The following is a 22127-nucleotide window of genomic DNA, read 5'->3' on the forward strand; positions in this document are numbered from 1 at the left end:
CTTAGGGGCTATACCTGATGGATTCATTATATCTTTAACACGAAGAAAATAGTTTGTAGTTGAAGCACAATTTTTGAAACATAGCCCATGGAGTCATATAGTCCCACGAGCATCAAAACAGATTATTGTTTTATTCCTAGCTCTTAAGGCCCATCACGAGCTTATGCCATTGGCCATTAAGGCAACAAAAGAGATCAATGATTACCATGGCCTGGATAGATATTTTCTGGCAGGGTAGAGAGCAATCGTATGACGTCATTTCTATCCAGGTCGTACCAGTTTCTATAGGATTCGGCCACGGCATAGTAGTGCTCGGTCCTGAAATTGGGACAGTAGATCTCATCTGCCAGCTCCCCCAACCGGACCTTGGCCTGTTCCGAGGAGGTTGGAACCGCCACAACTACCTTCCCAGCACCTTTTTTTCTAACTGTGTCCACGCTGGCTAGCATAGTGTAACCTGAGGCAAGGCCATCGTCTGCCAGGATCACGGTTTTCTCTGCTACATCGGGTGATGGCCTCCCCTGTCTGAAAACCCTGTTCCTCTCCTTGAGTTCCTCTTTCACCTTGAGGATCTGAGCCTCTACGTCCTCTGGAGTTAGGTGAAGATAGCTAATGAGTTGTTCATTCAAATAGAGTCCACCATCAATGGTTAGTGCGCCGATGCCCGCTTCAGGATTTCCGGGAATCGGAACTTTCCTGACGATCAAGAGATCCAACGGAAGGGAGAGACCGAGAGCTATCTGGATACCTACAGGTACACCGCCAGAAGGTATGGCAAGCACCACCACTCTATCCGATTTTTCCTGGTAAAAGGGCGACAACATATCTGCAAGTACCTTTCCCGCCTCTTCCCTGTCTTCAAACACGAATTTTTTGTCTCTGAGCCTGATAAGCTCATGCATTTTGACGGACATAAGCGAGTCCTTTCAATGCCCCCTGATCTTGGGAGCTGTTATCCCAAATTATACAGTTCGCATGATTGCCAAAGAAACGAGGCTAAACAAAGATGTAAGGCTAAAAGACTGCAGACATGCTTAGGTACTTCAACAAAATGAACCCGACCATCCTTGTTAGCCATTTGAAGTGCATAATCCGGGGTTATTAAAAATAATAATAAGACGGATAGAAAAAGGATACAACGAAATTTTTAAATCAGACTATTTTTTCTGATTAAAACTCCCCAAAAATGCGCTCCAGACCCTGAGGAAGTTTATAAACCCAAATTATGCATGGTCGAAGTTCGGCTCAAAGTTTGGCATTCAGGTTTCCTCGAGTCCCCACTTCAAAGTGTCGCCCTTGCTGTTGTCCAGCAGTGTATGCTAAGCTTATATTTGATAGTGGTTCAACTGCATGGGAATTTCAGACCATGAGCTCATGCCAAAGCTACTAAGAAGGGGCATTTGACACCAATTCCTCACGCTCCATTGGCGCCACAGTGTTTTGTCATTCACAAGAATAATTTCATACCAACAGGGAGTTTCGTTTAAAAATGGTAGGGCTTTAGTTGTTTTGATATTATCTAACTTGACACAACAAAGTTCGTTAACATCAGTATTGACTGACTTATCTTTAGATTTTTTTGGTTGTGCATTTTATAATTTTGATTACTTATTTTATCGTCACACCAGGCATCCCAGATAATCGGGATAATATTTCTAGTTTTACTCTAGCGATTTTCTGGTCTATATTGATATATAATCCTTTCCTTTTCCTTGACTATTATATAACAAATATATCCTACCCTAATTTAGGATTATTATATCTTTTTTTATACAAAAAATATCTGATCCATAATGGCTGACTTTATATGGAAATCACTACAAATATTCACATTTTAATGCTGATAATTTCATGTGTTATTATTTACTTAGTCCTTGAAAAAGGGAAAAAATCAATAGAGGACGGGCAACTATCTAGTTATGATAAAAAAATTGGAATAGGTGTAATCACAATATGGTTATGTTATGATATATATTCTTTTTTACCAGGAAACTTTGATTGGGCAACAAGCTTACCACTTCACTTGTGTGATATTACAGCATTTTTTTCTGCAATAGCAATTATTCATCCCTCAAAAATGCCCAGAGCAATTCTTTACTACTGGGCATTTACCTTTTCACTCCAAGCATTCTTTTTTCCTATAGGTGATCAAGACCCTAGGAGATTGAGATTTTGGTTTTTCTGGTTTTTACATATTGGCATACTATCGTGCTCTCTATACGATATCATAATAAGAAATTATCGCCCAAAGTTTTATGATCTTTTTATAAGCATTCTCGTAGGTACGATTTATATATGTATTTTATTTCCAATAAATTATTTATTTAAATGGAATTATGCATATATTGGAAATATTAAGCCCAATATCCCTACTCCTATTGATCTTCTAGGCCCCTGGCCCTTAAGAGTATTATGGATGTATTTGTTAATTATCTTCTTTCAGTTTTTAATAACTATACCATGGTATATTTATCCAATGTTAATAAAAAAATATAAAAAATATTATAGTAATTATTAATATTCCTTAAAGGATAGCCTATTATGAAAGATTAATCTGTTGCATTGTCAAGCAGTTGAAGTGGCTAAGTTCGTCTGCGTACCCTCCCCCTTGGATCTTCGGCAAACTTCCAAGCTGCATAATCTGGCTTCATCAATTGGTTCACAAAAATTGAAACAGCACAGGAAGGGTTACAAAACTTAAAAATATCCCAAGCCCTACCAGTGCCGCTGTAAGACGGGGAGATAGCCCTGCCATTATTGCCAGAGCGCCGGCAGATACCATAGGTGGCATGCCAGCCTCAAAAACCGCAACCTTTACTGCCTCTCCCTCAAGCCCCAATGCCTTTACCAGCATCAATGCCGCCAAGGGAGCTAGCCCCAATTTAACTCCAAGGCCTGTGAGAAGCGGCTGGAAGGTCCCTGGTTCAAGTCTGAGACTAAGTTGATAGCCCACGGCAATCATGACAACTGGAACAAGTGTTCCCCCAAGGCTTGAAAGGAGTTCAGTGACCGGGCCTGGATAGCTCACCCCCCTAGCTAAAAAGGCAAAGACAAGGGCTATGAAAGGTGGAAAGGTAGCAATTTTCAATACAATATCCTTGATGCCAGGCTTTACTCCGTCTGACTTACTGAACAATGCAAGTACAAAAGACCCATATGTGGACAAGGCCAAAAATGATCCAAGCTGGTCGTAAATCATTGCATAGGCTATTGCAGCTTCACCCAAAAAGGCCCTGACCATGGGGATTCCTAAAAAAGACGTATTGCCAAGGGGTACCATTAAAAGAAGACACCCAGTAATTGTCCTCTGCCACCTAAATATTTTAGCAAAAAACAAAACAGCAACTGCCGAAAATGCCACCATGACCCACGGAAGGACGATCACGAAGAGCAGATGATTGCCAAACCCCATCTGAGGTACCTTAAGGAGTACTAGAGCGGGAAGAGAAACATATATGACGAAAAGATTCAGGCAGTTTGAAAAATTGTCTGGAATGCCCCTAATACGCCTCAAAATTATTCCAAGAAGGAGATATGAAATGGTGATTATAAAAGTATCCATGCTTTATTTATCCCCCAATAATCTTACTGCAAGCCGAGGGATTATAAATCATTTTAAAAGAGATTTCAGGCATCTTTTTCCCCCATATTTGAGACTCTCAACGCAATAGTACTTTTAACAACGTATTTTGAACGCAGAGAATGTGATTTTTTTGTCTTTTTTATTGTCTCTTTTAATTTTGAAGCATAAAATTTAAGTAACTTAAAAAAATCCCTTTTCTGGAGGAATATATGAAACGATCTTTTTTGATGGCCTTTCTGGGGCTTATTTGGTTAGGTTCTTATGTCCATGCCTCGATCTGCGAATATGAATACCCAGCCTTTGAACCTGAAACAAAAGTGGTGGACATACCCTGTATTGACTTTATGAGCCAGTGCTACCACGTCGTAATCAGCATCGATGATAAAAATAGGCTAATCTTAGAAGAAGTGGAGGATGTAGGCGCATCTGTTCCAACATCTGCACTCGAGGCCTCAGTAGTCCCCTTTGTGGATTTCGATGCTATGGTACTGCACATACCAGAGCTAAGGGTACAACAAAACAATGGTGATCCCTCAGTAAGTGCCTTTTCTGTTGATCTTAATATACTTCCAGCAAAAGAAGAAACTTTTTTGGAGATTGGAAAAGTAACTCCCGTGGCCGCCTCAAATGTTTGTGGAGGAACGGAGGGCAATGATACCAATAGCCAAAACAGCAGCAATAGTTCCGTTCATCTCAGTCCAACTACTGAGGATTACATTGTGGTTGCATACAATGACCTTGGAATGCATTGTATGAATCAGGATCATTCAATCCTTTCTCTACTCCCACCATATAACACGCTTGTTGCTCAGGTCATAAAAAGGGGCGAAGATCCAGAGATCATCAGCAATGGTGTTACACTTGAATACAGGCTCCTCGAAAATACAACATGCCAGGGCTCAAACTTCTGGGATTATGTCTTTGATCTTTTTGGGAAAGATATTCCATTTTGTACCGGACTTACAGGTAATAGCCTACAAGGTCAAATGGAGCTTCGAGGAGACAGATTCTTTGCAGAGGGTATTCCTGTTACACCCTTTAACGACGATGGCAGCTTCAACCCTTACCCCCTTGCAGAGGTTGTGGCAAAAGACGCTGCTACAGGACAGGTTCTAGCATCTACTCAGACAGTCATTCCTATCTCTTACGAAATGAATTGCCAAAAATGTCATGGTGGAACAGGCGGTTCAGACACTATGACTACTATCCTCAAACTACATGATCAAAAAGAAGGGACAAGCCTTGCCACAAACACCCCTGTACTTTGTCAGGACTGCCATGCAGACCCTGCCCTTAACGCCAAAGGAGTAAGTGGCATACCAAACTTGTCATTGGCTACTCACGGCAAACACGCAGGAGTCAGTCCACAACCCACCTGTTACGACTGTCACCCTGGCCCACAGACCCAGTGCCTGAGGACAGACATTGAAGGCATGCAGACCTGTGAAAACTGCCATGGGACCCTCGAACAAATGGCCCAAGGTCTCAGAAACGGTAGGACTCCATGGCTTGAAGAGCCAAAATGTAGTCAATGTCACCAAGGTTCTGAGATTGATACAGGTAATGAGCTTTACAGAAATGCCAAGGGCCATCACGGCGTATACTGCGAGACCTGTCACTATGAGCCACATGCATGGTGGCCATCAAAACTCGATCGCGACAACCAGCAGGCCATAACCCTCCAGGGCGGCACAGGACCTCTCGGGAGTGTGAGCTGTCTTGCATGTCATACATCAGTACCTGATGGAGACGAGGGCCCCCACGGATTAGGCGCAAATGGTTCAAAAACATCAGAGTCTGATCACGGGGAGAAGAAGGCAAAAATAGGTGATGATGACGACTAATTGGCCATAGCCCTACAGCCTCTTCACAAAACGCCAAAAACAAAAGGCCAATTTAAAATTGGCCTTTTGTTCACTCTTTAGATCAAATAGAGACTGTACGCTATGAGATCTTTCTACCTGTTAGTCTCTCTATCTGAGACAGTTTCTTTCTATCCTGCGGACCAACAAAAGATATGGCGGTTCCTTTAGAACCAGCCCTCCCTGTGCGACCGATCCTGTGTATATAATCTTCTGCTACCATTGGAAGATCAAAGTTTATTACGTGACTTATATCAAGTATATCAAGGCCCCTGGCAGCCACATCAGTGGCCACCATGAGCTTGATTCTACCCCTTCTCAGAGAATCAATTGCCCTCCTTCTGGCAGGCTGACTCATGTCGCCGTGTAGTGAACCAGTCCGATATCCGAGGGAATTGAGTCTTTCGGCCAGGCTCTTAGCGCTCCTTTTTGTAGCCGTAAAAATGAGCACCTTTTTTAGGTCCTCGGATTTTAATATGCGTGTTAGCATATCTGTCTTTTCCCCAACATTGTGTGCATGAAACACCTTTTGTTTGATTGAGGTATGTATTTCGCTGTTGGACGTCAAAGTTATTCTAATCGGCTCTTTTAGGATATTTCTGATTACCTTGTCCACACTCCCTTGAAGAGTGGCAGAAAAGAGTAGTTTTTGAGCCTTGTCTGGGAGTTTAGAAGATATAGTCATCACTTCATCTAAAAATCCCATTGAAAGCAACCGATCTGCCTCATCCATTACAAATATGGACACATCGCTCAGATCTACTTTCCTCTGTTTTAGTAGATCAATCAATCTTCCAGGAGTAGCCACTATAATGTCCACTCCTCTTTGTAATTTCTTTATCTGAGGTCCATAGGCCTCTCCACCCACAACCGTCACCACTGAAGGTGAGATAAATTTTCCGAATTTCTCGATCTCTGCAGCAATCTGCATGGCAAGCTCCCTAGTTGGAGCCAAAATTAGCGCCCTAGCCTTTCCTGCTCTGACTTTTTTGTCTGATGACTGTATTCTTTGAAGCATAGGCAACACAAAGGAAGCGGTCTTTCCACTTCCTGTCCGGGCTGATGCAGCTATGTCTTTGCCAAGTAGTGCATGAGGTATCACTGCCTCTTGAACCGGCATAGGTGCTTCAAATCCGCATGCTTTAGTTGCACGCACAAGTTCACGGCTTAGTCCCATTTTTTCAAACGACATAAAATTCTCCTTATTTTTAGATAAAAATCTATATTTTTTGAAAGGGGACTTAATCTTGAGATGTTCCCTTTCTGACCCCAATTTTCCTAAAAATTCAGGCCAGATAGGGTAAACCTATAGGGGTGAACTCTCAGAAAATTTGAAGGTGAGTCATATTAACCTAAAAATAATATTTTACTACCTTTTTCTTTGTATGTCTCAATTAGATGAGTCACATTTTATCCTATGGCCAATAGTCCAGACAATGGACCTTTTTTATTTTTCTGTGCATGGTACTCTTTTACTTATTTTATGAATCTTTAAAGTCTAAAATACTATCTTTTACTTTAGGCGGGATTTTAATATGATTACACGGTCTTTTTTTTTAACTTTGTTCCTGAATGTCTTTTTCCTTTTTATTTCTTCCGGTGCCAAGGCAGAAGCCCCTAACTCGTATCATCAATATTTTAGGGAGGAGATAAATTCTCTCTCCACAATTGATTTTAGAATTGAAAAAGGCTGGGCCAAATTTGATCTCATTGGAGGATTTGCAGACGGGAAATATAAATTAAAGACATGGAAAATAAGGCCATTTGGCCAAAACGTGTATGTGCTTTACTTGGTTTTTCAGAAAAAAAGTGGATCATTTTTAAAATACAATCAAGAAGTGAAAATACCATTTTTCTATCAAAAAAGAGATCGTTTAGTTTTTGCCACCCCAAAAGGGAAAAAAACATTTAACCTGAAAGAACTGGAAATTCTCGAAGCGATAAAAACTCAAAATGGATACAAAATAATTCATAAGAGTCAAAGATTAGAAGTTAAATTGCCCGTTACTAATGGAAAGGTATATCTTACTTTTATTTTTCCCTGATTTTTTGTACCTGACAAGGCAAACTCATTAAAAAATCCCTTTCTAAGACATTTGAGCTGCATAATTTTATCCGAAAATACCCGTTGGGATAATTCGCCTAATATAACAGGTAGAAGGCAGAAGGTAGAAGGAAGAAGCAAGCACTGCCTGTACTAAAGCCAGAGGCTGGAGGGCGAAGTTGTCATAAAAAGTTCAAGGTTCAAAGTTCTCTTCCTTCAACTCAACACTCAAAACTCAACACTCAACACTTCTAAAGTCCTTTTCCTTCAACTCAAAACTCAACACTCAAAACTCAACACTTTTAAAACTGCTCAAAACTCAACACTTTTATACGGGAATGACGAATTCGTTTGTCATGAAAGCTTGGGTCAATGGCTACCATTGGATTTTAATGAATTGATCCATTTTTCAATCTCGACTATAAAGAAAGACATGATACCCACTGCGAATATCCTGGCCCACGATTCAATAGAAATAGGTTGGCTTTGAAAAACCAAATTCATGGGGCCAAAATATGTATAAACAAGCTGAAGCAGCAACATTGCCGTGGTTCCTCCAAAGACCCACGGGTTTGAGAAAAATCCAAGGTGAAAGACAGATTTCGTCAATGAACGGCAGTTGAAAAGATAGCATAACTCTACCATTACAAATACGTTAACTGCCACTGTCCGTGCCTGGGCAAGAGATGAGCCGTGGGTCAGTTCCCATTTAAATAGTCCAAAAGCCACAATAAGTAGCAATCCTCCAACCAGTAATATTCGCGTCGCAAGGGACCTTGTGAGAATAGGGATTCTGGGATCGCGCGGAGGTCTTCTCATAATATCAAGTTCTTTTGGTTCAAAGGCTAGCATCAGTCCCAAAAAACCAGCAGTAGTCATGTTTATCCAAAGAATCTGGACAGGTAGTATTGGCAATGTCACGCCGAGCAAAATCGCCGCCAGTATAACCAGGCCTTCTCCGATATTGGTTGGAAGGGTCCAGACAATAAATTTCGTTAGATTGTCAAACACTCCCCTTCCCTCTTCAACGGCTGCTACTATTGACTTAAAGTTGTCGTCAGTAAGTACCATATCTGCAGCTTCCTTAGAGACCTCAGTTCCTGTAATACCCATGGCGATTCCAATATCGGCCCTCTTTAGGGCGGGAGCATCATTTACTCCATCTCCAGTCATGGCAACAACATTTCCTTTTGACTGTAAGGCCTCGACTAACCTTAACTTTTGTTCAGGGGCAACCCTTGCAAACACCACTGTCTTATCTACCTGGTCAGACAGTTCTTTATTCGTCATTGTCTCAAGGTCCTTGCCTGTTAAGACCTTTGTTGCAATCTCATCACTTACTCCTGGGTCATAGAGCCCTAATTTCCTGGCTATAGCCGTGGCAGTGGCTGCATGGTCGCCAGTTATCATTTTCACCTTAATACCTGCGGCCTTGCAGTGATTCACTGCCTCTATTGCCTCAACCCGAGGCGGGTCCAGCATGGCCACAAGCCCCAAAAAAATGAGTCCTGAGCTGACATCCTCATGGGTGATGCTCGATAAATTTCCAGGCATCTCCTTTATGGCAAAGGCAAGCACCCTAAGCCCCTGCTCTGCCATTAAATGGACCCTTTTGGCAATGTCGTCTTTTTTGAGCTCGCTAAACTCCCCATTTGCACTGAGCTGAACACTGCACCTGTGGGTAATGGCCTCTACTGATCCCTTGACAAAGACCAGTCGTTTTTCCCTGTCATAGGTATCATGGAGAGTTGCCATGTACTGAAATTCAGATTCAAATGGTATAGTATCAAGACGAGGGTAAAATCTCTTTATTTGTTCAAGGTCCAATCCACCCTTGATGGCAGCAACAAGTAGTGCGCCTTCAGTGGGATCTCCCTGGACCTCCCAGTTTTCGCCGTCATTTTTAAGCACACTGTCATTACACAATGCCCCTGCCAAAAGGCATAATTTGAGCTCAGGATAGTTGTCCAGCTCAATTTTCTCTCCTTCCTTTAAAATCTTGCCTGAAAACGGATTATACCCAGAGCCAGACACCTCATACCAAACTCCACCTGCCAGAATTTCCTGGACTGTCATCTGGTTTTGGGTAAGAGTGCCGGTCTTGTCAGAACAAATAACCGTAGTTGATCCCAGGGTCTCAACTGCTGGAAGTTTACGAATAATGGCCCGTCTTTTGGCCATTCTAGAGACTCCAATGGCAAGAGTTATGGTAACAGCAGCTGGCAATCCTTCAGGAATGGCACCAACAGCCAATGCTACAGCTGCCATAAACATATCTAAGAACGGTTTGCCTCGTAGCATACCTACCGCCACCACCATTGCGGCAAGGCCCAAGATTACATAGAGAAGTATCTTACTAAACTCACTAATCTTTCGAGTAAGAGGTGTCTCCAACTCTTCTGCAGTGCTTATAAGCTCGGAGATACGCCCCACCTCAGTGTGATCTCCTGTTGCAGTCACAACCCCTAGTCCGCGCCCGTAGGTGACAAGCGTGGTTGCATAGGCCATGTTTTTCCTATCAGCCAACAATGTGTCTGCTGGTACTGGGTCTGCGCTCTTTTCAACTGACAATGATTCCCCTGTTAAGGCCGATTCATCAATCCTAAGATCACGAACCCCATACAGTCTGATATCAGCTGGCACCTTATCGCCACTCGACAGCAATACCACATCACCTGGCACCACCTCAGTTGATGGAACCTCTTTTTTTTGCCCGTCTCTTATAACCATTGCCCTTGTAGTCATGGTCTTGGCCAGGGCCGAAAGGGCACTCACGGCCTTTGCTTCCTGTAAATAACCTATAATTGCATTGACCAATACCACTCCAAAGATGACCCCTGAATCCACCCATTCCCTGAGCAACGCCGTTACAATACTAGAGATTAGTAGAATATAGATAAGTGGCTGATTAAATTGAAGTAAAAAGCGCATCAATGGTCCCCTTCCCTTTTTCTTGGTAATCACATTGGGACCAAAGGATTCGAGGCGTCTTTTGACTTCTTCTGTAGTTAATCCCTTGTCTGGATCTGTCTCAAGGAGATCAACTACCTGCTCTGCTGAAAGACTATGCCATTTATATCCCGTTAGGCGTGTCACATAATTTCCCTGTATTTTTATCCTAAATTATGCAATTGGCGATTTTGCCCAAGATTCGAGGCGCGAGGGGCGAAGACGTACTTAGGTACTTCGAGCCCCGAGCAACAAAGAAGATTGGGCAAAATCGCCAATCCCAAAGGGCTGCGAAAGGAGGCAAAAACAGCATGAATATTGCCTCACCAAAAAGGTGAATATTCAGTAATAGGTTACAATAAGGCAATTGTTTGATGTAAAAAAGAAAAAACATTTTTGCCCTTTTTCGCAGTGCATAATTTGGGTTTATAATCTTTTTTAATTATAATTAGTCAAGCAATCCAGTCTATAAATTTGCTTTATAAATATTATGAGTTCTCTTGATTTAGTTTACGATTAATTTAATTTTATAAAAACATTTAAACAGTTAAAAGAAATAGTTAACTATTTCTTTTATTGTTAGTCTAATATCCCTTACAACAATTGTATATATCTATTTTAAATTAGGAACTGTTTTTGCGCTGGGAATCATCCAATAGGTCCACAAATATGGATTTTTTATGGGAGCCTTTCCAGTTTGCCCCAATTTCTAGTTGTCTTGCTCCATGTTTCAAAGTAAAAAAGCCTTATGAAATACCTTCCGACTGTACAAGAGTGTTTTGAACTCTTAGAAAAAAATCAGGTTCCCAAACACATAATTGCCCACTCCACAATGGTTGCCAATGTTGGGTATTCTATTTTTATGGCATTAAAGAAAATCAAGGACCTCGACCTCAAAAAAGACTTGGTCCTTGTCTCTTGCCTTTTACACGACATAAAAAAAATGGAATGCATAGAACTGGACTGTGATCACGCAATTGAGGCCTTCAAGTATTTAAAGGGTCTGGGGCTTTCCGAGGTTGCTCACATAGTAAGACAACACTATAGATTGGACCCTGAAAACAGGGATTTTTCCGTAATCAAGGAGGTTCACATCTGTTATTATGCAGACAATCGCGTCAAGCACGCAGATGTGGTTTCAGTTGACGAGAGATTTCGAGATCTCATTGAACGATATGGAACAGATGAAAAAACAATCAGTTTTCTTAAAAAAAGGCTACTTGAAACAAGGGAGCTAGAACGTAAAATTTTTAGCCAATTGGACTTCTCGCCAGGTGCCCTGATTGAGCACTTGTGGGATGTAAGACGACTTTGCGAGAGTTGAAAATCACAAAATGGAGGGAAAAATGGGAAATAAAATCCAGTTTCTTGGTCATTCAGCGTTCTTGATCCAGACCAGCGGTGAAAAATCTATCCTAATAGATCCTTGGCTTGATAATCCCCAGGCACCAAAAGATGTTGACATCCCAACTCCAGACCTCCTCCTAATCACCCACGCCCATGGTGACCACCTTGGGAATGCGGTAAATTTGGGCTCGTCTTCCAAGACAGAGGTGATCGCCATCCATGAGATTCAGCAATATCTACTCACAAAGGGTGTACCCAATGTTACTGGCATGAACATTGGGGGGACATATTCAACAAAAGGAATTTCCATCACAATGGTGCAGGCCATTCACAGTTCCAGTTTCCAAGAGGGAAATGAAATTATTTACGGCGGAGACGCAGCAGGCTTCGTTATAAGGCTTGAAGACGGCACTTCAATATATCATGCTGGAGATACAGGCCTTTTTGGAGATATGGCCCTTATTGGTGAGCTATACTCACCTCAAATAGCCATTCTTCCCATTGGAAACCACTACGTCATGGGGCCCAACGAGGCTGCCTACGCCGTAAAACTCATTAAGCCCAAGGCCGTGATCCCAATGCACTATGGCTCGTTTCCGGTCTTGACTGGAACCGTGGAGGAATTTGAAGAGGCCATTAAAAAACTGGGTCAAGAAGTGGAGGTCGTGGGACTTGCACCTGGCCAGATCTATGAACCCAGATTATGCACTTCAAATGCCTGAGAAAAGGATTTTTTCTAAATAATTCAATAGCTAGCTGCATCTTTTTTTAGCTGATGCCTTTACCCACAAGGTAAAGCTTTATCAGTCAGTCAAATCTCAGGCATTTGAAGCCGAAAGGGGCTCGCAATTTTGCCGATGTATCTTTGTTGTCGGGCACTTGAAGTAGCTAAGTACGTCTATATGCCCTCTGCCTCGCATCTTCGGCAAACTTGCGAGCCGCATGATCTGGGATGAATGCCCTTAAAAGCCCCCTGACAGAATTACCCAAATAGACAGGGAAATTTTTGAGATCGTGGAGGGTAAGGCGCCCTACTCTTGCCCTCCCCTCCTCAATAAGTTTCCCTCTAAGGATACCTGCAAGGAGTCCTGCACTTATGGGAGGAGTGATTAGGCTATCGTCTTTTTCCACAAACACATTTGTTACGGCACCCTCGGTCACCTCTCCGCTTTCATTTATAAAAATGCAGTCCCAGAACCCTCTTTCTCTGGCTCTTTTCAGTTCCCGGTCGTAAAGATCCCTCTTTGTGGTCTTGTGATACAAAAAGCGATTTTTAGGATCAATCCTTACATCTGAAATGCAGACCCTTATCTGGTCCAATTGGTGCTCCAGTGGTCTCGTGGAAAACCGTATTTCACCAGTCCTCTTGAGTTCGCACTTTAATATCAAAGAGTTAGAGATGGGTAGGATACTTTGAATCTCTCCTTCAATTCTTTTTAAAATCTCTTGTCTATCAAAGGGGAATCCAAAATAAAATGCGCTATTTTCCATACGATCCAGGTGCTCCTTTAAAAGAAAAATGGATCCATCCTGGTCGAGCCTCATGGTCTCAAATATGGAAAAGTCTTCAAAGGAGTTCTTTAAAAAGGCCATCTTTAGCAGTGTCTCATCGTATTCGCCCTCAGGGTCTGAATCCATAGTTACCCCGCTACCGATTCCAATCTCTCCAATATTTTTTTGTAGAGTCAGGGTACGAATTGCTACGTTGAACACAGCCTTGGGCCCAGGTCCCATAAATCCGATTGCGCCACAATATACACCTCTGGGACTCTTTTCGAGCTCACCTATTATCTCCATAGTCCTGATCTTTGGGGCCCCTGTAACAGAACCACACGGAAAAATCGCCTTAAAGATGTCCAAAAGACCTGCTTTTTTATCGAGATTTCCCATTACAGTAGAGGTCATCTGAAAAAGCGTATCGTATCTTTCAACCTCAAATAGCTTGGGGACGCTCACACTTCCTATTTCACACACCCTTCCAATGTCATTCCTGAGTAGATCCACGATCATCACATTCTCAGCCCTGTTTTTTTCATCGTTCATGAGCCAAGAGGCAAGATCATCATCTTCCTCTAGGGTCATCCCCCTTCTCACAGTACCCTTCATTGGCTTAGAAGAAATTTTTCCGTCCTCAATCCTGAAAAAAAGCTCTGGGCTAAGGGTAAGTATCCAAAGATCCTTCCATCTTATAACTCCCCCATAGGGGACAGGCTGTTTTACTCTGAGATTCTCATAGAGATCAATGGGATCACCTGAATACGAAAATCTTCCTCTTACTGTGTAGTTGACCTGATAGGTATCCCCGGAACGAATGAATTCCTTAATCTTGGTTATTGATTCCACATATTCGCCGAGGGCGGTATCAATCTCTAAGCTACTGATCTCATCCTTCAAATCCTTAACACTGGAGACACTCCATGGCCCTTTTTCAGAGTGCTCAAATACCTTTGGCTGCTTAAAGACCCCAAGCCACGCAAGTGGATAACGAAGGGATTTCTTAGGGAAAAATCTCTTTAACTTATCTTCCAATAGGTAGCCAAGCTCGTAAGAAAACCAACCGGCCAGATAGAGTCCATTTTCTATAAAATCTTGGGCTGATTGAAAAAAATCTTGTATATCGTCCTCGGTCTCTATGATGAGTTCCTCAATGGGGTTCTCAAAGAGGTAGCTCTTAAAATCTATCCCTCGCACAAGACCAGTTTCTAGGAGTACGAATGGCCTGTCACCTTGGGCCAAGGTCCTGAGCGTATCTGAAAAGTCATATGGAAGTGCCCTTCCTGTTATGTATTTCATTTTCTCGCTCTCAAAGGATTCCACCTTGAAATTATCGGCATTTTTTGGTTTTCTTTACGCATGAGACAGTATTTAATTGATGACCTAAAAAAAGAAGAAGTCGATAAGATAAAACGTATCCTCAAAGACAGGCTTGAGCAAGGGGGAACAGAAAATATCTTTTGGCTAAACCTTCCAGAAGACCTTCTTAGCTCCACACAATTTGAACACAAGGCCTGTCAGCCATTTTCATTTGCCATTGAAGTGGGTGATTCTTGGGTCAAATTTGAGGAGCTTGTGCGTTCGCGGACGAATCTCCACTGTGGCTGTATCTCCTACGCAACTTGGAATCAGAGACTTTTTATGTTTCGCTTTATTGACTCCCTGTTATCAGAATTATCTTAGGAGAGGAAAATCATGTCTTTTGTCGCCCTGGACTGTGAAGGCCCAATCACGTTAAACGACAATGCCTTTGAGCTTGCAAAAGAGTTTATTCCAAACGGAGACAGTTTTTTTTCCAACGTAAGCAAATATGATGACTTCTTGGCAGACGTGTTGAAAAGGCCTGGCTACAAGGCAGGAGACACTCTAAAGCTCATCTTGCCTTTTTTTAAGGCCTATGAGATCACCAACGAACACATGAAGAACTTTTCTGAAAAGACCCTTGCTTTTGTCCCTGATGCATCTGATATGCTAAGAGAATTAAACTCAATGGTGCCTTCGTTTATCATCAGCACCAGCTATAAACCTTATTTAGAGGCGCTTTCCAATGAAACGGGGTTTCCATTGGAACATATTTACTGTACAGAAGTCGACATTGACGCTTACGACATATCTGAAAATGATGCAAAAAACCTCCGGGACATGGCCCAAGAGATAGCAAATATGCCACAGCTCACCTGGCCAGACGATGCTAAAAGGGCTGATGACCTTGGTAAAGAAGACCAGGCCATATTTCGACGCCTTGAGGAAATATTTTGGGCCCATATCCCAAGTATGGAAATAGGCAAAATATTTAAGGACGTTAACCCTATTGGCGGGCCTGAAAAAGCTTCAGGGGTGGAAGATGCCTCAAGAAGGACTCAGACTTCAATTCAAGATTCACTCTATGGTGGAGACAGTATTACGGATGTAGAGGCATTTAGGCTTGTAAGGGAACACAACGGAATCACCATATCCTTCAACGGAAATTCCTATGCAGTAAAAGCAGCAGAGTTTGCCCTCATATCGCCTTCATCACTGGCCCTACATGCCATCATTAAGGCCTTTGTCAAACAGGGCGCTGATTCCGTAAGGTCGGCCTTTCACGAGGCAAAGGATGGGCTTAGCGGCACTAACCTTTTAAATAGACTTGATGACCTTGGCCTGGAAAAAAACCTTTTGGATTTACTTGATAAATATAAAGATCAAATAAGCCTCTTTTACACCAGTCCTGAGAACCTCAACTCAATAATTAGCCAAAGTGAAAAGATGCGGAAGTTTGTTAGGGGGAACGATGTAGGGAATCTTGGGTAGATTCAAAGAAAATCTATACTTGAAAACCTACTTGATTTAGGCTAATAATCAATGTGTACATAACAGTCAGGGCGGTTAACTCAGCGGGAGAGTGCCACCTTCACACGGTGGAAGTCACTGGTTCGATCCCAGTACCGCCCACCACTCGATAATTCAAAGGAGTACTTTAAAGTACTCCTTTTTTTATTTCTAGATGAAGAGATTTTAGAGCACAGATAAATTCATTGGGAGTTTTCCCCCAATTTGTCCCAATTTCTATAGGAATGACCATCTGTGGCGTTGATGAAGGGTGAAGGGCTGTACTCCAAACGGAACATGGCCTCATTTTTCCGCCATTTTTCGCTTGGCCGACCTACACGGCATCCATGCCGTGAAGGTCGGTGAGTGCATCCATGCACTCACCCTCAGCCCCTACGGGGCTTCGGGCCTTTTTCGCTCCAAATGGCGGACTCGGCCAAACCGTTCCTTATTGGAGCACAGCCCTATTCCGCCTACACTAAATAAAGTCTTTGCTTGAGAAGCCTTATAATATACGGGTAACACCTGTATCTAGTACAAACCGAGAATGCTCCCAATTCAAGCTAATTGGCCTTTTATAATCCTTACTTAATAAATGCTTGTCCTGCGTAAAAAATTGTCCAGTGCCTTGGCAATCTACGAAGTGCCCTCTTTGCCCAGTCCATTAAAAATAGACTATCAACTACAAGCAGGTCATAGAAAAGTATTATATAGAAATTCCCGATACATTTCTCATCTTAAAATCATCTAACATCCTACTAGGGAGAAAAAATTAATAAGATAACATATTGACATTTAAAATATTATTAGCATAAGAAATTCAATTAAATCATATATTATATAGCTATGGAAATATTATATGACTTTTCAAAAAAGAAATATCTCTAAAAAAATATAAAAACACATAATTCTAACAAGCGCTGCAGGTAACTGCTTTTCCGATGCGTTCCATAGCGGAAACTGAATTTTGTAGTATACATAAAAAATATATGAGCTTTATCGTAAGAGACTAAACCTATGGCAACAGGACGTAGCGTTCAACTCAACAAACAAATCGGTGAGTATCTTGTTGCAAGTGAACTTGCCAGAAGGGGCTTGCTTGTTGCAACTTTTTCCGGCAACGTACCCGACTTCGACATTATAGCTGCCGATGCTAAGGGAAATTCAATTCCGATTCAAGTTAAAACAATCCGCAAGGGGTCGTGGCAACTGTCTGTGGACAAGTTTGTTGAAGTTCGATTCCAAGGCAAGAAACAGATACTTGGTTCCAAAATTGCCCCACGAGTCCCCAACCTTCTGTTTGTATTTGTCCTTGCTACTATATATGGAAAGGATCGCTTTTTTATTCTTGAATGGGACGAACTTCAAGATGTCGTTATATCCAGCTACAGCACATGGCTCGCTTCCAAGGATGGCGTGAGGCCCAGAAACTACAAATCGTTACATTGCGCTGTAACTCCTGAACAACTTGCTGTATTTGAAGATCAGTGGGAGAAGATTAGCGAAAGGCTCTAACAATTGTGTACCTTTAGGCGAAATATGTCATATGTCAACCCTCTCCTGAGAGGGATACAGAGTTTACAAAAATGTCTCTCTTTCAAGTCGGCAGCTGAGTTGGTTCCAAACTAGCAATGATACTATGCTTCGGTCCTAAACCATAGGGATGGGATCGGTACTGCCATACTTTATCGGCCAGTTAGAGAACTCCTTAATAGCTTGTCCTTGAATTCCGCAGCATAGAGCGTTATTCACTCATGCTGCCTTTTCAAGGCCTTAGTACTCATTTCTATTTATGTAATAATACGAGTTTTACAACTAATGTCCATGTCATCAAACAGGACAATCAAAATCGTTCTGAATATGATATGAACTTTATAATGAGTGTTTCTAAGAAAGACAATATATGGAGAGATTATTATGTGATCACAGTGCCTAAAGTGCCTTATTCAAAGATAGGTATCCGAGAAATAAATGCGGAGGACTATTCCGTTCTATCATCTAAGATCTTATCTGGGCTGTTAAAATAGGAATAGCCACCTAATGATATGAAGGGCGGTGAACCTCTCCGCCCTTCCACTACTCTCTATCCAATTCTTTATGGTTAAAATATTTTTTGAGATTATCCCAGAGTATAGACTTTTCTTGTGAAAACAATCATTCTATTTTTCTATCTTCAGAATTCATGATAGACTTTATAAGTGAAAATATTTACCCAAACTATGGAGGTGGCAAAATTATAAAAACAAATTTGATCCAATCTTATTTCTTTTTCATTCTGTTCTCATTCTTAACCATCTCAGGGGCTTTTGCTTTGCCAAATCCGGCTGCGGTATTTTGCAATGATCTTGGTGGAAAATATGAATTAAGCAGCGGAGATTGCTTGTTCACAGACGGTCTTAGCTGTGACGCATGGACTCTCTTTAACGAAAGACAATGTGGGAATTCTCATGTATGCGCATCGAATGCTGACTGTTCGCAAGAACAATTTTGTTGGAAGAATAAGTGCTCTTCAAAAGGGCTTTGTAGGCCCAAACCCCAGATGTGCATACAACTATATGATCCAGTATATGGCTGTGACGGCAGGACCTACTCAAATGCATGCATGGCAAACTCAAACGGTGTCAATGTGGCCTATCCTGGTGAATGTGGCAAAGAAAACTCTATCATTCTTAATCTTCAGCTTTACGGAAATACTGTAATGGCACAGTGGAGTGCAAACTTTAAGCCTGAAAAATATGTACTCTTCTACGCCCCATATCCCCAAATGGATCCAATCGCATCTGTTGATCTGGGGAAAACAACGTCTTTAGAAGCGACTCTACCCAAACAAAGCCAATATTTTATTGCAATTGGAGCAAAAGACTCAAAAGGCGGATATGTATACTCCAATATCGAATACTTCAGAATCGCCGACATAAAAGCACTTTCACCAGGCACTTCCTGGCAGTGGCAGCTCACAGGCCCAATTGACACCACTATTGATGCAAGGATGTTTGACATTGATCTTTTTAATACGCCAGTCGAAACTATTTCTGAACTACACAAAAAAGGACGGATAGTTATCTGCTATTTTAGCGCTGGGACCTATGAAAACTGGCGGCCTGATGCTGACCTATTTCCAAAATCTCTGTTGGAAAAAAATCTTGAAGACAGGCCTGATGAAAAGTGGCTCGACATAAGAAAATTGGATACCCTTGCCCCAATAATAAAGGCCCGTCTGGATCTTGCCGTATCAAAAGGATGCGATGGAGTGGAACCTGATAATGTAGATGCCTATTTAAATGACAGCGGATTCCCAATAACTTACGATGATCAACTCCATTACAACATCTGGCTTTCCTCAGAAGCCCATAAACGTGGGCTTTCCATAGGGCTTAAAAACGATCTAGAGCAGGTAAAAGACCTGGAGCCTTTTTTCGATTGGGCATTGAATGAAGAGTGTTTCTCTCATGGAGAATGCGAACTTCTTTTGCCTTTTATTGAACATGGAAAGGCCGTTTTTGGAGTAGAATACATCCTTCAACCAGAACAATTTTGTACCCTGGCTAACTCATTTGGCTTTGACTTTTTGAAAAAACACCAGGACCTGGACGCCTGGCGTATTCCTTGTGGCACCTTGAAACGTGTCCGATACTAACGAACTCTCTTAGAAGTTCAGGGTCTCTCATAAAACTCTCTCCGATCAAGGCCCCGTGTACCCCATGCTCAATCAGCCGCTTGAATGCCTCTGTCGATCCTATGCCGCTCTCACTTACAACTATGGTATCTGAAGGAAGAGCTTCCATTACCCTAAATGTAGTATCAAGGGAAACTGAAAAGTCCCTGAGATCTCTATTATTAATACCAATTATCCTTGCCCCTGCCTTGAGCGCCTGCTCTGCCTCCCGCTCGTCGTGTACCTCTACAAGGGCATCCATGCCTAGCTCTTCCACATGGTGAAGCAACTCTTTTAAAAGTGATATTTCCAGACACGCAACGATCAAAAGTATTGCATCTGCTCCAAGGGCATTGGATTCCTCTACCTGGATATGATCGATTATAAAGTCCTTTCTAAGACATGGGATGCTTACATTTGCCTTTATGGTGCTCAAGTATTCTTTTCTTCCCTGAAAGAACCTTTCATCAGTTAGGACTGAGATGGCCCTTGCCCCTGATTCTTCGTAATATTTTGCTATGTCAAGGGGACGGAAGTCTTCTCGAATTACGCCCTTTGACGGCGAGGCCTTTTTTACCTCTGCTATAATCCCAGGGTGTGGGGGATTTTTTAATGCGTCGAAAAAACTCAATCGCTCAAAAGAGCCGTCAAAAACTTCCTCTATGCCCTTTTTCTTAAGGGCCTGGATCTCCTCTTTTTTATGCTGAATGATTGTATCTAAGATATGCATCTAAAACCTTCAATGCCTTTCCTGAATCGATAATCTCCTTTGAGAGCTCTACGCCCTCTTTTAGATCCTTGGCCTTGCCTGAAATGACAAAGGCTGCCCCTGCATTGAGGAGTACTACGTCCCTTTTAGGGCCCTTTTCCCTTCCAGAAAGAATTTCCCTCAAAATCTCGGCATTTTCCTGTGCATCGCCTCCAACAAGGGTCTCAATACCTGCCCTCGCTAAGCCCACATCCTCTGGAACGACTTCGAATTCTTCAATCTTTTCGCCGTCCCACTGAGCCACAGTAGTTGGTCCGGAAAGGCTCATTTCATCAAGTCCGCCATGGCCGTGAACCACCCAAGCACATTTGGCCCCCAACATTCCCAGCACCTCACAGAGAACAGGACACAATTCCTTTGAAAAGACCCCCATTAGTTGCACAGTGGCTCCTGCAGGATTTGTTAACGGCCCTAGAACATTAAAGATTGTCCTTATCCCCAATTCTCTCCTTGGGCCTGCAGCATATCGCATGGCAGGATGAAGATTTGGGGCGAATAAAAATCCTATGCCTACGTCTTCTATCTCCCTTGCAACATCTTCAGGAGTCAAATTCAAATCCTTGCCAAGGGCCTCAAGGCAATCTGCGCTTCCGGATTTGCTGGTTATGGACCTATTGCCATGCTTTGCAACCTTCACCCCACCACCTGCCACCACAAAGGCCACAGTGGTTGATATGTTGAATGTGGAAGATCCATCCCCCCCTGTGCCGCATGTATCCATGACGGGTTCGCTCCCCTCAATTCTCACAGGGATCTTGGTGGCAAGCCTCCTCATTACCCTTGCAGCCCCCAAGATCTCCTTTGGGGTCTCGCCCTTAATTCTAAGCCCCATGAGGAGCGCACCTATCTGGGCCTGGGTAGCCCTTCCCTCCATGATCTCAAGGAATGCCTTTTCTGACTCGGTTTCACTGAGGTCCTGGCCCTCTACCAACTTATCAATGCAAAGTCGAATGACATCCTCCATTGCTAGGTCCTCTAAATTAGGTTCAAAGTTCCTTCAACTCAAAACTCAACACTCAAAACTCAAAACTTCTAAAAGCTCCTCTGCTCCATGAAATTTTTCAGTAGCTTCCCGCCTTCTGGAGTCATTATGGATTCTGGGTGAAACTGTACACCTTCTACCAAAAGTTCCTTATGCCTAATTCCCATAAGCTCATCTCGCTCACTTCTTGCCGTAACATAGAGACATTCTGGAAGGGTGCTTTCATCCACCAGAAGCGAGTGATAACGCATGGCCTCAAATGGATTGGTAAGTCCACTGAATACACCCCTTCCATCATGTGTGATCATGGAGGTCTTACCATGCATGAGTCTGTCTGCTCGAACCACCTTACCTCCAAAGGCCACTCCAATAGACTGGTGGCCGAGACACACACCCAGAATGGGAATTGAACCTGCAAATTCCCTTATTGCCTCCACAGAGATCCCTGCCTCATTGGGTGTACAAGGCCCTGGGGAAATGAGTAGATGGCTGGGAGCAATTTCTTTTATCTCTTGAATGGTAATCTCATCGTTTCTCTTTACCATGAGATCATAGCCCATTCCCCCAATGACCTGGACAAGGTTATAGGTAAAAGAATCATAGTTATCTATAATCAGTAACATGGCCTTGA

17 protein-coding genes and 1 tRNA gene are annotated in these 22127 nt (G+C 42.5%); 10 read left to right on the plus strand and 8 right to left on the minus strand.

Annotated elements, in window-relative coordinates; genetic code table 11:
• Nucleotides 1–194: 194 nt before the first annotated feature.
• Nucleotides 195–914, minus strand: a complete 720-nt coding sequence (locus tag DBT_RS07780; RefSeq protein ID WP_067618784.1) for a phosphoribosyltransferase — start codon at nt 912–914, stop codon at nt 195–197.
• Nucleotides 915–1807: 893 nt separating this feature from the next.
• Here DBT_RS07780 and DBT_RS07785 point away from each other — a divergent pair.
• Nucleotides 1808–2518 (plus strand): YwaF family protein, encoded by a 711-nt coding sequence (locus DBT_RS07785; protein WP_067618787.1) that lies wholly within the window; start codon nt 1808–1810, stop codon nt 2516–2518.
• Nucleotides 2519–2659: 141 nt separating this feature from the next.
• Here DBT_RS07785 and DBT_RS07790 read toward each other — a convergent pair whose 3' ends face one another.
• On the minus strand, nt 2660–3562 hold the full coding sequence (locus DBT_RS07790; RefSeq protein ID WP_067618789.1) for an AEC family transporter: 903 nt from the start codon (nt 3560–3562) through the stop codon (nt 2660–2662).
• A 230-nt stretch (nt 3563–3792) separates the two neighbouring features.
• Between DBT_RS07790 and DBT_RS07795 the strand changes: the two genes are divergently transcribed.
• Nucleotides 3793–5427: a multiheme c-type cytochrome gene (locus DBT_RS07795; RefSeq protein ID WP_067618791.1), complete on the plus strand. Its 1635-nt coding sequence runs from the start codon at nt 3793–3795 to the stop codon at nt 5425–5427.
• A gap of 100 nt (nt 5428–5527) precedes the next feature.
• Here the strand turns inward: DBT_RS07795 and DBT_RS07800 are convergent, their stop codons facing one another.
• Nucleotides 5528–6637 carry a DEAD/DEAH box helicase gene (locus DBT_RS07800; protein WP_067618794.1) on the minus strand — a complete coding sequence of 370 codons (1110 nt, stop codon included), beginning with the start codon at nt 6635–6637 and terminating at the stop codon, nt 5528–5530.
• A 343-nt stretch (nt 6638–6980) separates the two neighbouring features.
• On the opposite strand from DBT_RS07800, the gene DBT_RS07805 reads away from it, so the two are divergent.
• Complete coding sequence (locus DBT_RS07805) at nt 6981–7490, plus strand: hypothetical protein (protein ID WP_067618798.1); 510 nt, start codon at nt 6981–6983, stop codon at nt 7488–7490.
• 368 nt (nt 7491–7858) lie between these two features.
• Here DBT_RS07805 and DBT_RS07810 read toward each other — a convergent pair whose 3' ends face one another.
• Nucleotides 7859–10585: a cation-translocating P-type ATPase gene (locus DBT_RS07810; protein ID WP_067618801.1), complete on the minus strand. Its 2727-nt coding sequence runs from the start codon at nt 10583–10585 to the stop codon at nt 7859–7861.
• Nucleotides 10586–11186: 601 nt separating this feature from the next.
• Here DBT_RS07810 and DBT_RS07815 point away from each other — a divergent pair.
• Both DBT_RS07815 and DBT_RS07820 read left to right on the plus strand, forming a co-directional pair.
• Entirely contained in the window at nt 11187–11762 is a 576-nt protein-coding gene (locus DBT_RS07815; protein WP_067618803.1) for an HDIG domain-containing metalloprotein, read from the plus strand.
• Between the two features lie 22 nt (nt 11763–11784).
• Nucleotides 11785–12507: a metal-dependent hydrolase gene (locus tag DBT_RS07820; protein ID WP_083186708.1), complete on the plus strand. Its 723-nt coding sequence runs from the start codon at nt 11785–11787 to the stop codon at nt 12505–12507.
• A 166-nt stretch (nt 12508–12673) separates the two neighbouring features.
• Here the strand turns inward: DBT_RS07820 and pabB are convergent, their stop codons facing one another.
• Nucleotides 12674–14578: an aminodeoxychorismate synthase component I gene (gene pabB, locus DBT_RS07825; protein ID WP_067618808.1), complete on the minus strand. Its 1905-nt coding sequence runs from the start codon at nt 14576–14578 to the stop codon at nt 12674–12676.
• A 60-nt stretch (nt 14579–14638) separates the two neighbouring features.
• Between pabB and DBT_RS07830 the strand changes: the two genes are divergently transcribed.
• The 5 genes from DBT_RS07830 (at nt 14639) to DBT_RS07850 (ending at nt 19727) form a co-directional block, all read left to right on the plus strand.
• On the plus strand, nt 14639–14962 hold the full coding sequence (locus DBT_RS07830; RefSeq protein ID WP_067618811.1) for a hypothetical protein: 324 nt from the start codon (nt 14639–14641) through the stop codon (nt 14960–14962).
• Between the two features lie 12 nt (nt 14963–14974).
• Nucleotides 14975–16072 (plus strand): hypothetical protein, encoded by a 1098-nt coding sequence (locus tag DBT_RS07835; protein ID WP_067618813.1) that lies wholly within the window; start codon nt 14975–14977, stop codon nt 16070–16072.
• Between the two features lie 69 nt (nt 16073–16141).
• A tRNA-Val gene (locus DBT_RS07840) sits at nt 16142–16216 on the plus strand.
• 891 nt (nt 16217–17107) lie between these two features.
• Nucleotides 17108–17605, plus strand: coding sequence for a hypothetical protein (locus tag DBT_RS07845; protein ID WP_067618816.1), 498 nt, complete (start codon nt 17108–17110; stop codon nt 17603–17605).
• Between the two features lie 796 nt (nt 17606–18401).
• Nucleotides 18402–19727 carry an endo alpha-1,4 polygalactosaminidase gene (locus DBT_RS07850; RefSeq protein WP_161939937.1) on the plus strand — a complete coding sequence of 442 codons (1326 nt, stop codon included), beginning with the start codon at nt 18402–18404 and terminating at the stop codon, nt 19725–19727.
• Here the strand turns inward: DBT_RS07850 and trpC are convergent.
• From trpC to DBT_RS07865, 3 genes are all read right to left on the minus strand, one after another.
• Complete coding sequence (trpC, locus tag DBT_RS07855; protein ID WP_067618821.1) at nt 19636–20475, minus strand: indole-3-glycerol phosphate synthase TrpC; 840 nt, start codon at nt 20473–20475, stop codon at nt 19636–19638. The genes DBT_RS07850 and trpC overlap by 92 nt on opposite strands.
• Entirely contained in the window at nt 20444–21478 is a 1035-nt protein-coding gene (trpD, locus tag DBT_RS07860) for an anthranilate phosphoribosyltransferase (protein ID WP_067618824.1), read from the minus strand. The genes trpC and trpD overlap by 32 nt, the downstream gene beginning before the upstream one ends.
• Before the next feature lie 68 nt (nt 21479–21546).
• Nucleotides 21547–22119 carry an anthranilate synthase component II gene (locus DBT_RS07865; RefSeq protein ID WP_067618827.1) on the minus strand — a complete coding sequence of 191 codons (573 nt, stop codon included), beginning with the start codon at nt 22117–22119 and terminating at the stop codon, nt 21547–21549.
• Between the last annotated feature and the right edge of the window lie 8 nt (nt 22120–22127).

The organism is Dissulfuribacter thermophilus (genome assembly GCF_001687335.1).
GTDB classification, from domain to species: Bacteria; Desulfobacterota; Dissulfuribacteria; order Dissulfuribacterales; family Dissulfuribacteraceae; genus Dissulfuribacter; species Dissulfuribacter thermophilus.

What these genes read in the sequence shown, in the direction of transcription:
- DBT_RS07780 (WP_067618784.1), bottom strand. Translation starts at nt 914, where the DNA reads ATGTCCGTCAAAATGCATGAGCTTATCAGGCTCAGAGACAAAAAATTC.
- DBT_RS07785 (WP_067618787.1), top strand. Translation starts at nt 1,808, where the DNA reads ATGGAAATCACTACAAATATTCACATTTTAATGCTGATAATTTCATGT.
- DBT_RS07790 (WP_067618789.1), bottom strand. Translation starts at nt 3,562, where the DNA reads ATGGATACTTTTATAATCACCATTTCATATCTCCTTCTTGGAATAATT.
- DBT_RS07795 (WP_067618791.1), top strand. Translation starts at nt 3,793, where the DNA reads ATGAAACGATCTTTTTTGATGGCCTTTCTGGGGCTTATTTGGTTAGGT.
- DBT_RS07800 (WP_067618794.1), bottom strand. Translation starts at nt 6,637, where the DNA reads ATGTCGTTTGAAAAAATGGGACTAAGCCGTGAACTTGTGCGTGCAACT.
- DBT_RS07805 (WP_067618798.1), top strand. Translation starts at nt 6,981, where the DNA reads ATGATTACACGGTCTTTTTTTTTAACTTTGTTCCTGAATGTCTTTTTC.
- DBT_RS07815 (WP_067618803.1), top strand. Translation starts at nt 11,187, where the DNA reads ATGAAATACCTTCCGACTGTACAAGAGTGTTTTGAACTCTTAGAAAAA.
- DBT_RS07820 (WP_083186708.1), top strand. Translation starts at nt 11,785, where the DNA reads ATGGGAAATAAAATCCAGTTTCTTGGTCATTCAGCGTTCTTGATCCAG.
- pabB (WP_067618808.1), bottom strand. Translation starts at nt 14,578, where the DNA reads ATGAAATACATAACAGGAAGGGCACTTCCATATGACTTTTCAGATACG.
- DBT_RS07830 (WP_067618811.1), top strand. Translation starts at nt 14,639, where the DNA reads ATGAGACAGTATTTAATTGATGACCTAAAAAAAGAAGAAGTCGATAAG.
- DBT_RS07835 (WP_067618813.1), top strand. Translation starts at nt 14,975, where the DNA reads ATGTCTTTTGTCGCCCTGGACTGTGAAGGCCCAATCACGTTAAACGAC.
- DBT_RS07845 (WP_067618816.1), top strand. Translation starts at nt 17,108, where the DNA reads ATGGCAACAGGACGTAGCGTTCAACTCAACAAACAAATCGGTGAGTAT.
- trpC (WP_067618821.1), bottom strand. Translation starts at nt 20,475, where the DNA reads ATGCATATCTTAGATACAATCATTCAGCATAAAAAAGAGGAGATCCAG.
- trpD (WP_067618824.1), bottom strand. Translation starts at nt 21,478, where the DNA reads ATGGAGGATGTCATTCGACTTTGCATTGATAAGTTGGTAGAGGGCCAG.
- DBT_RS07865 (WP_067618827.1), bottom strand. Translation starts at nt 22,119, where the DNA reads ATGTTACTGATTATAGATAACTATGATTCTTTTACCTATAACCTTGTC.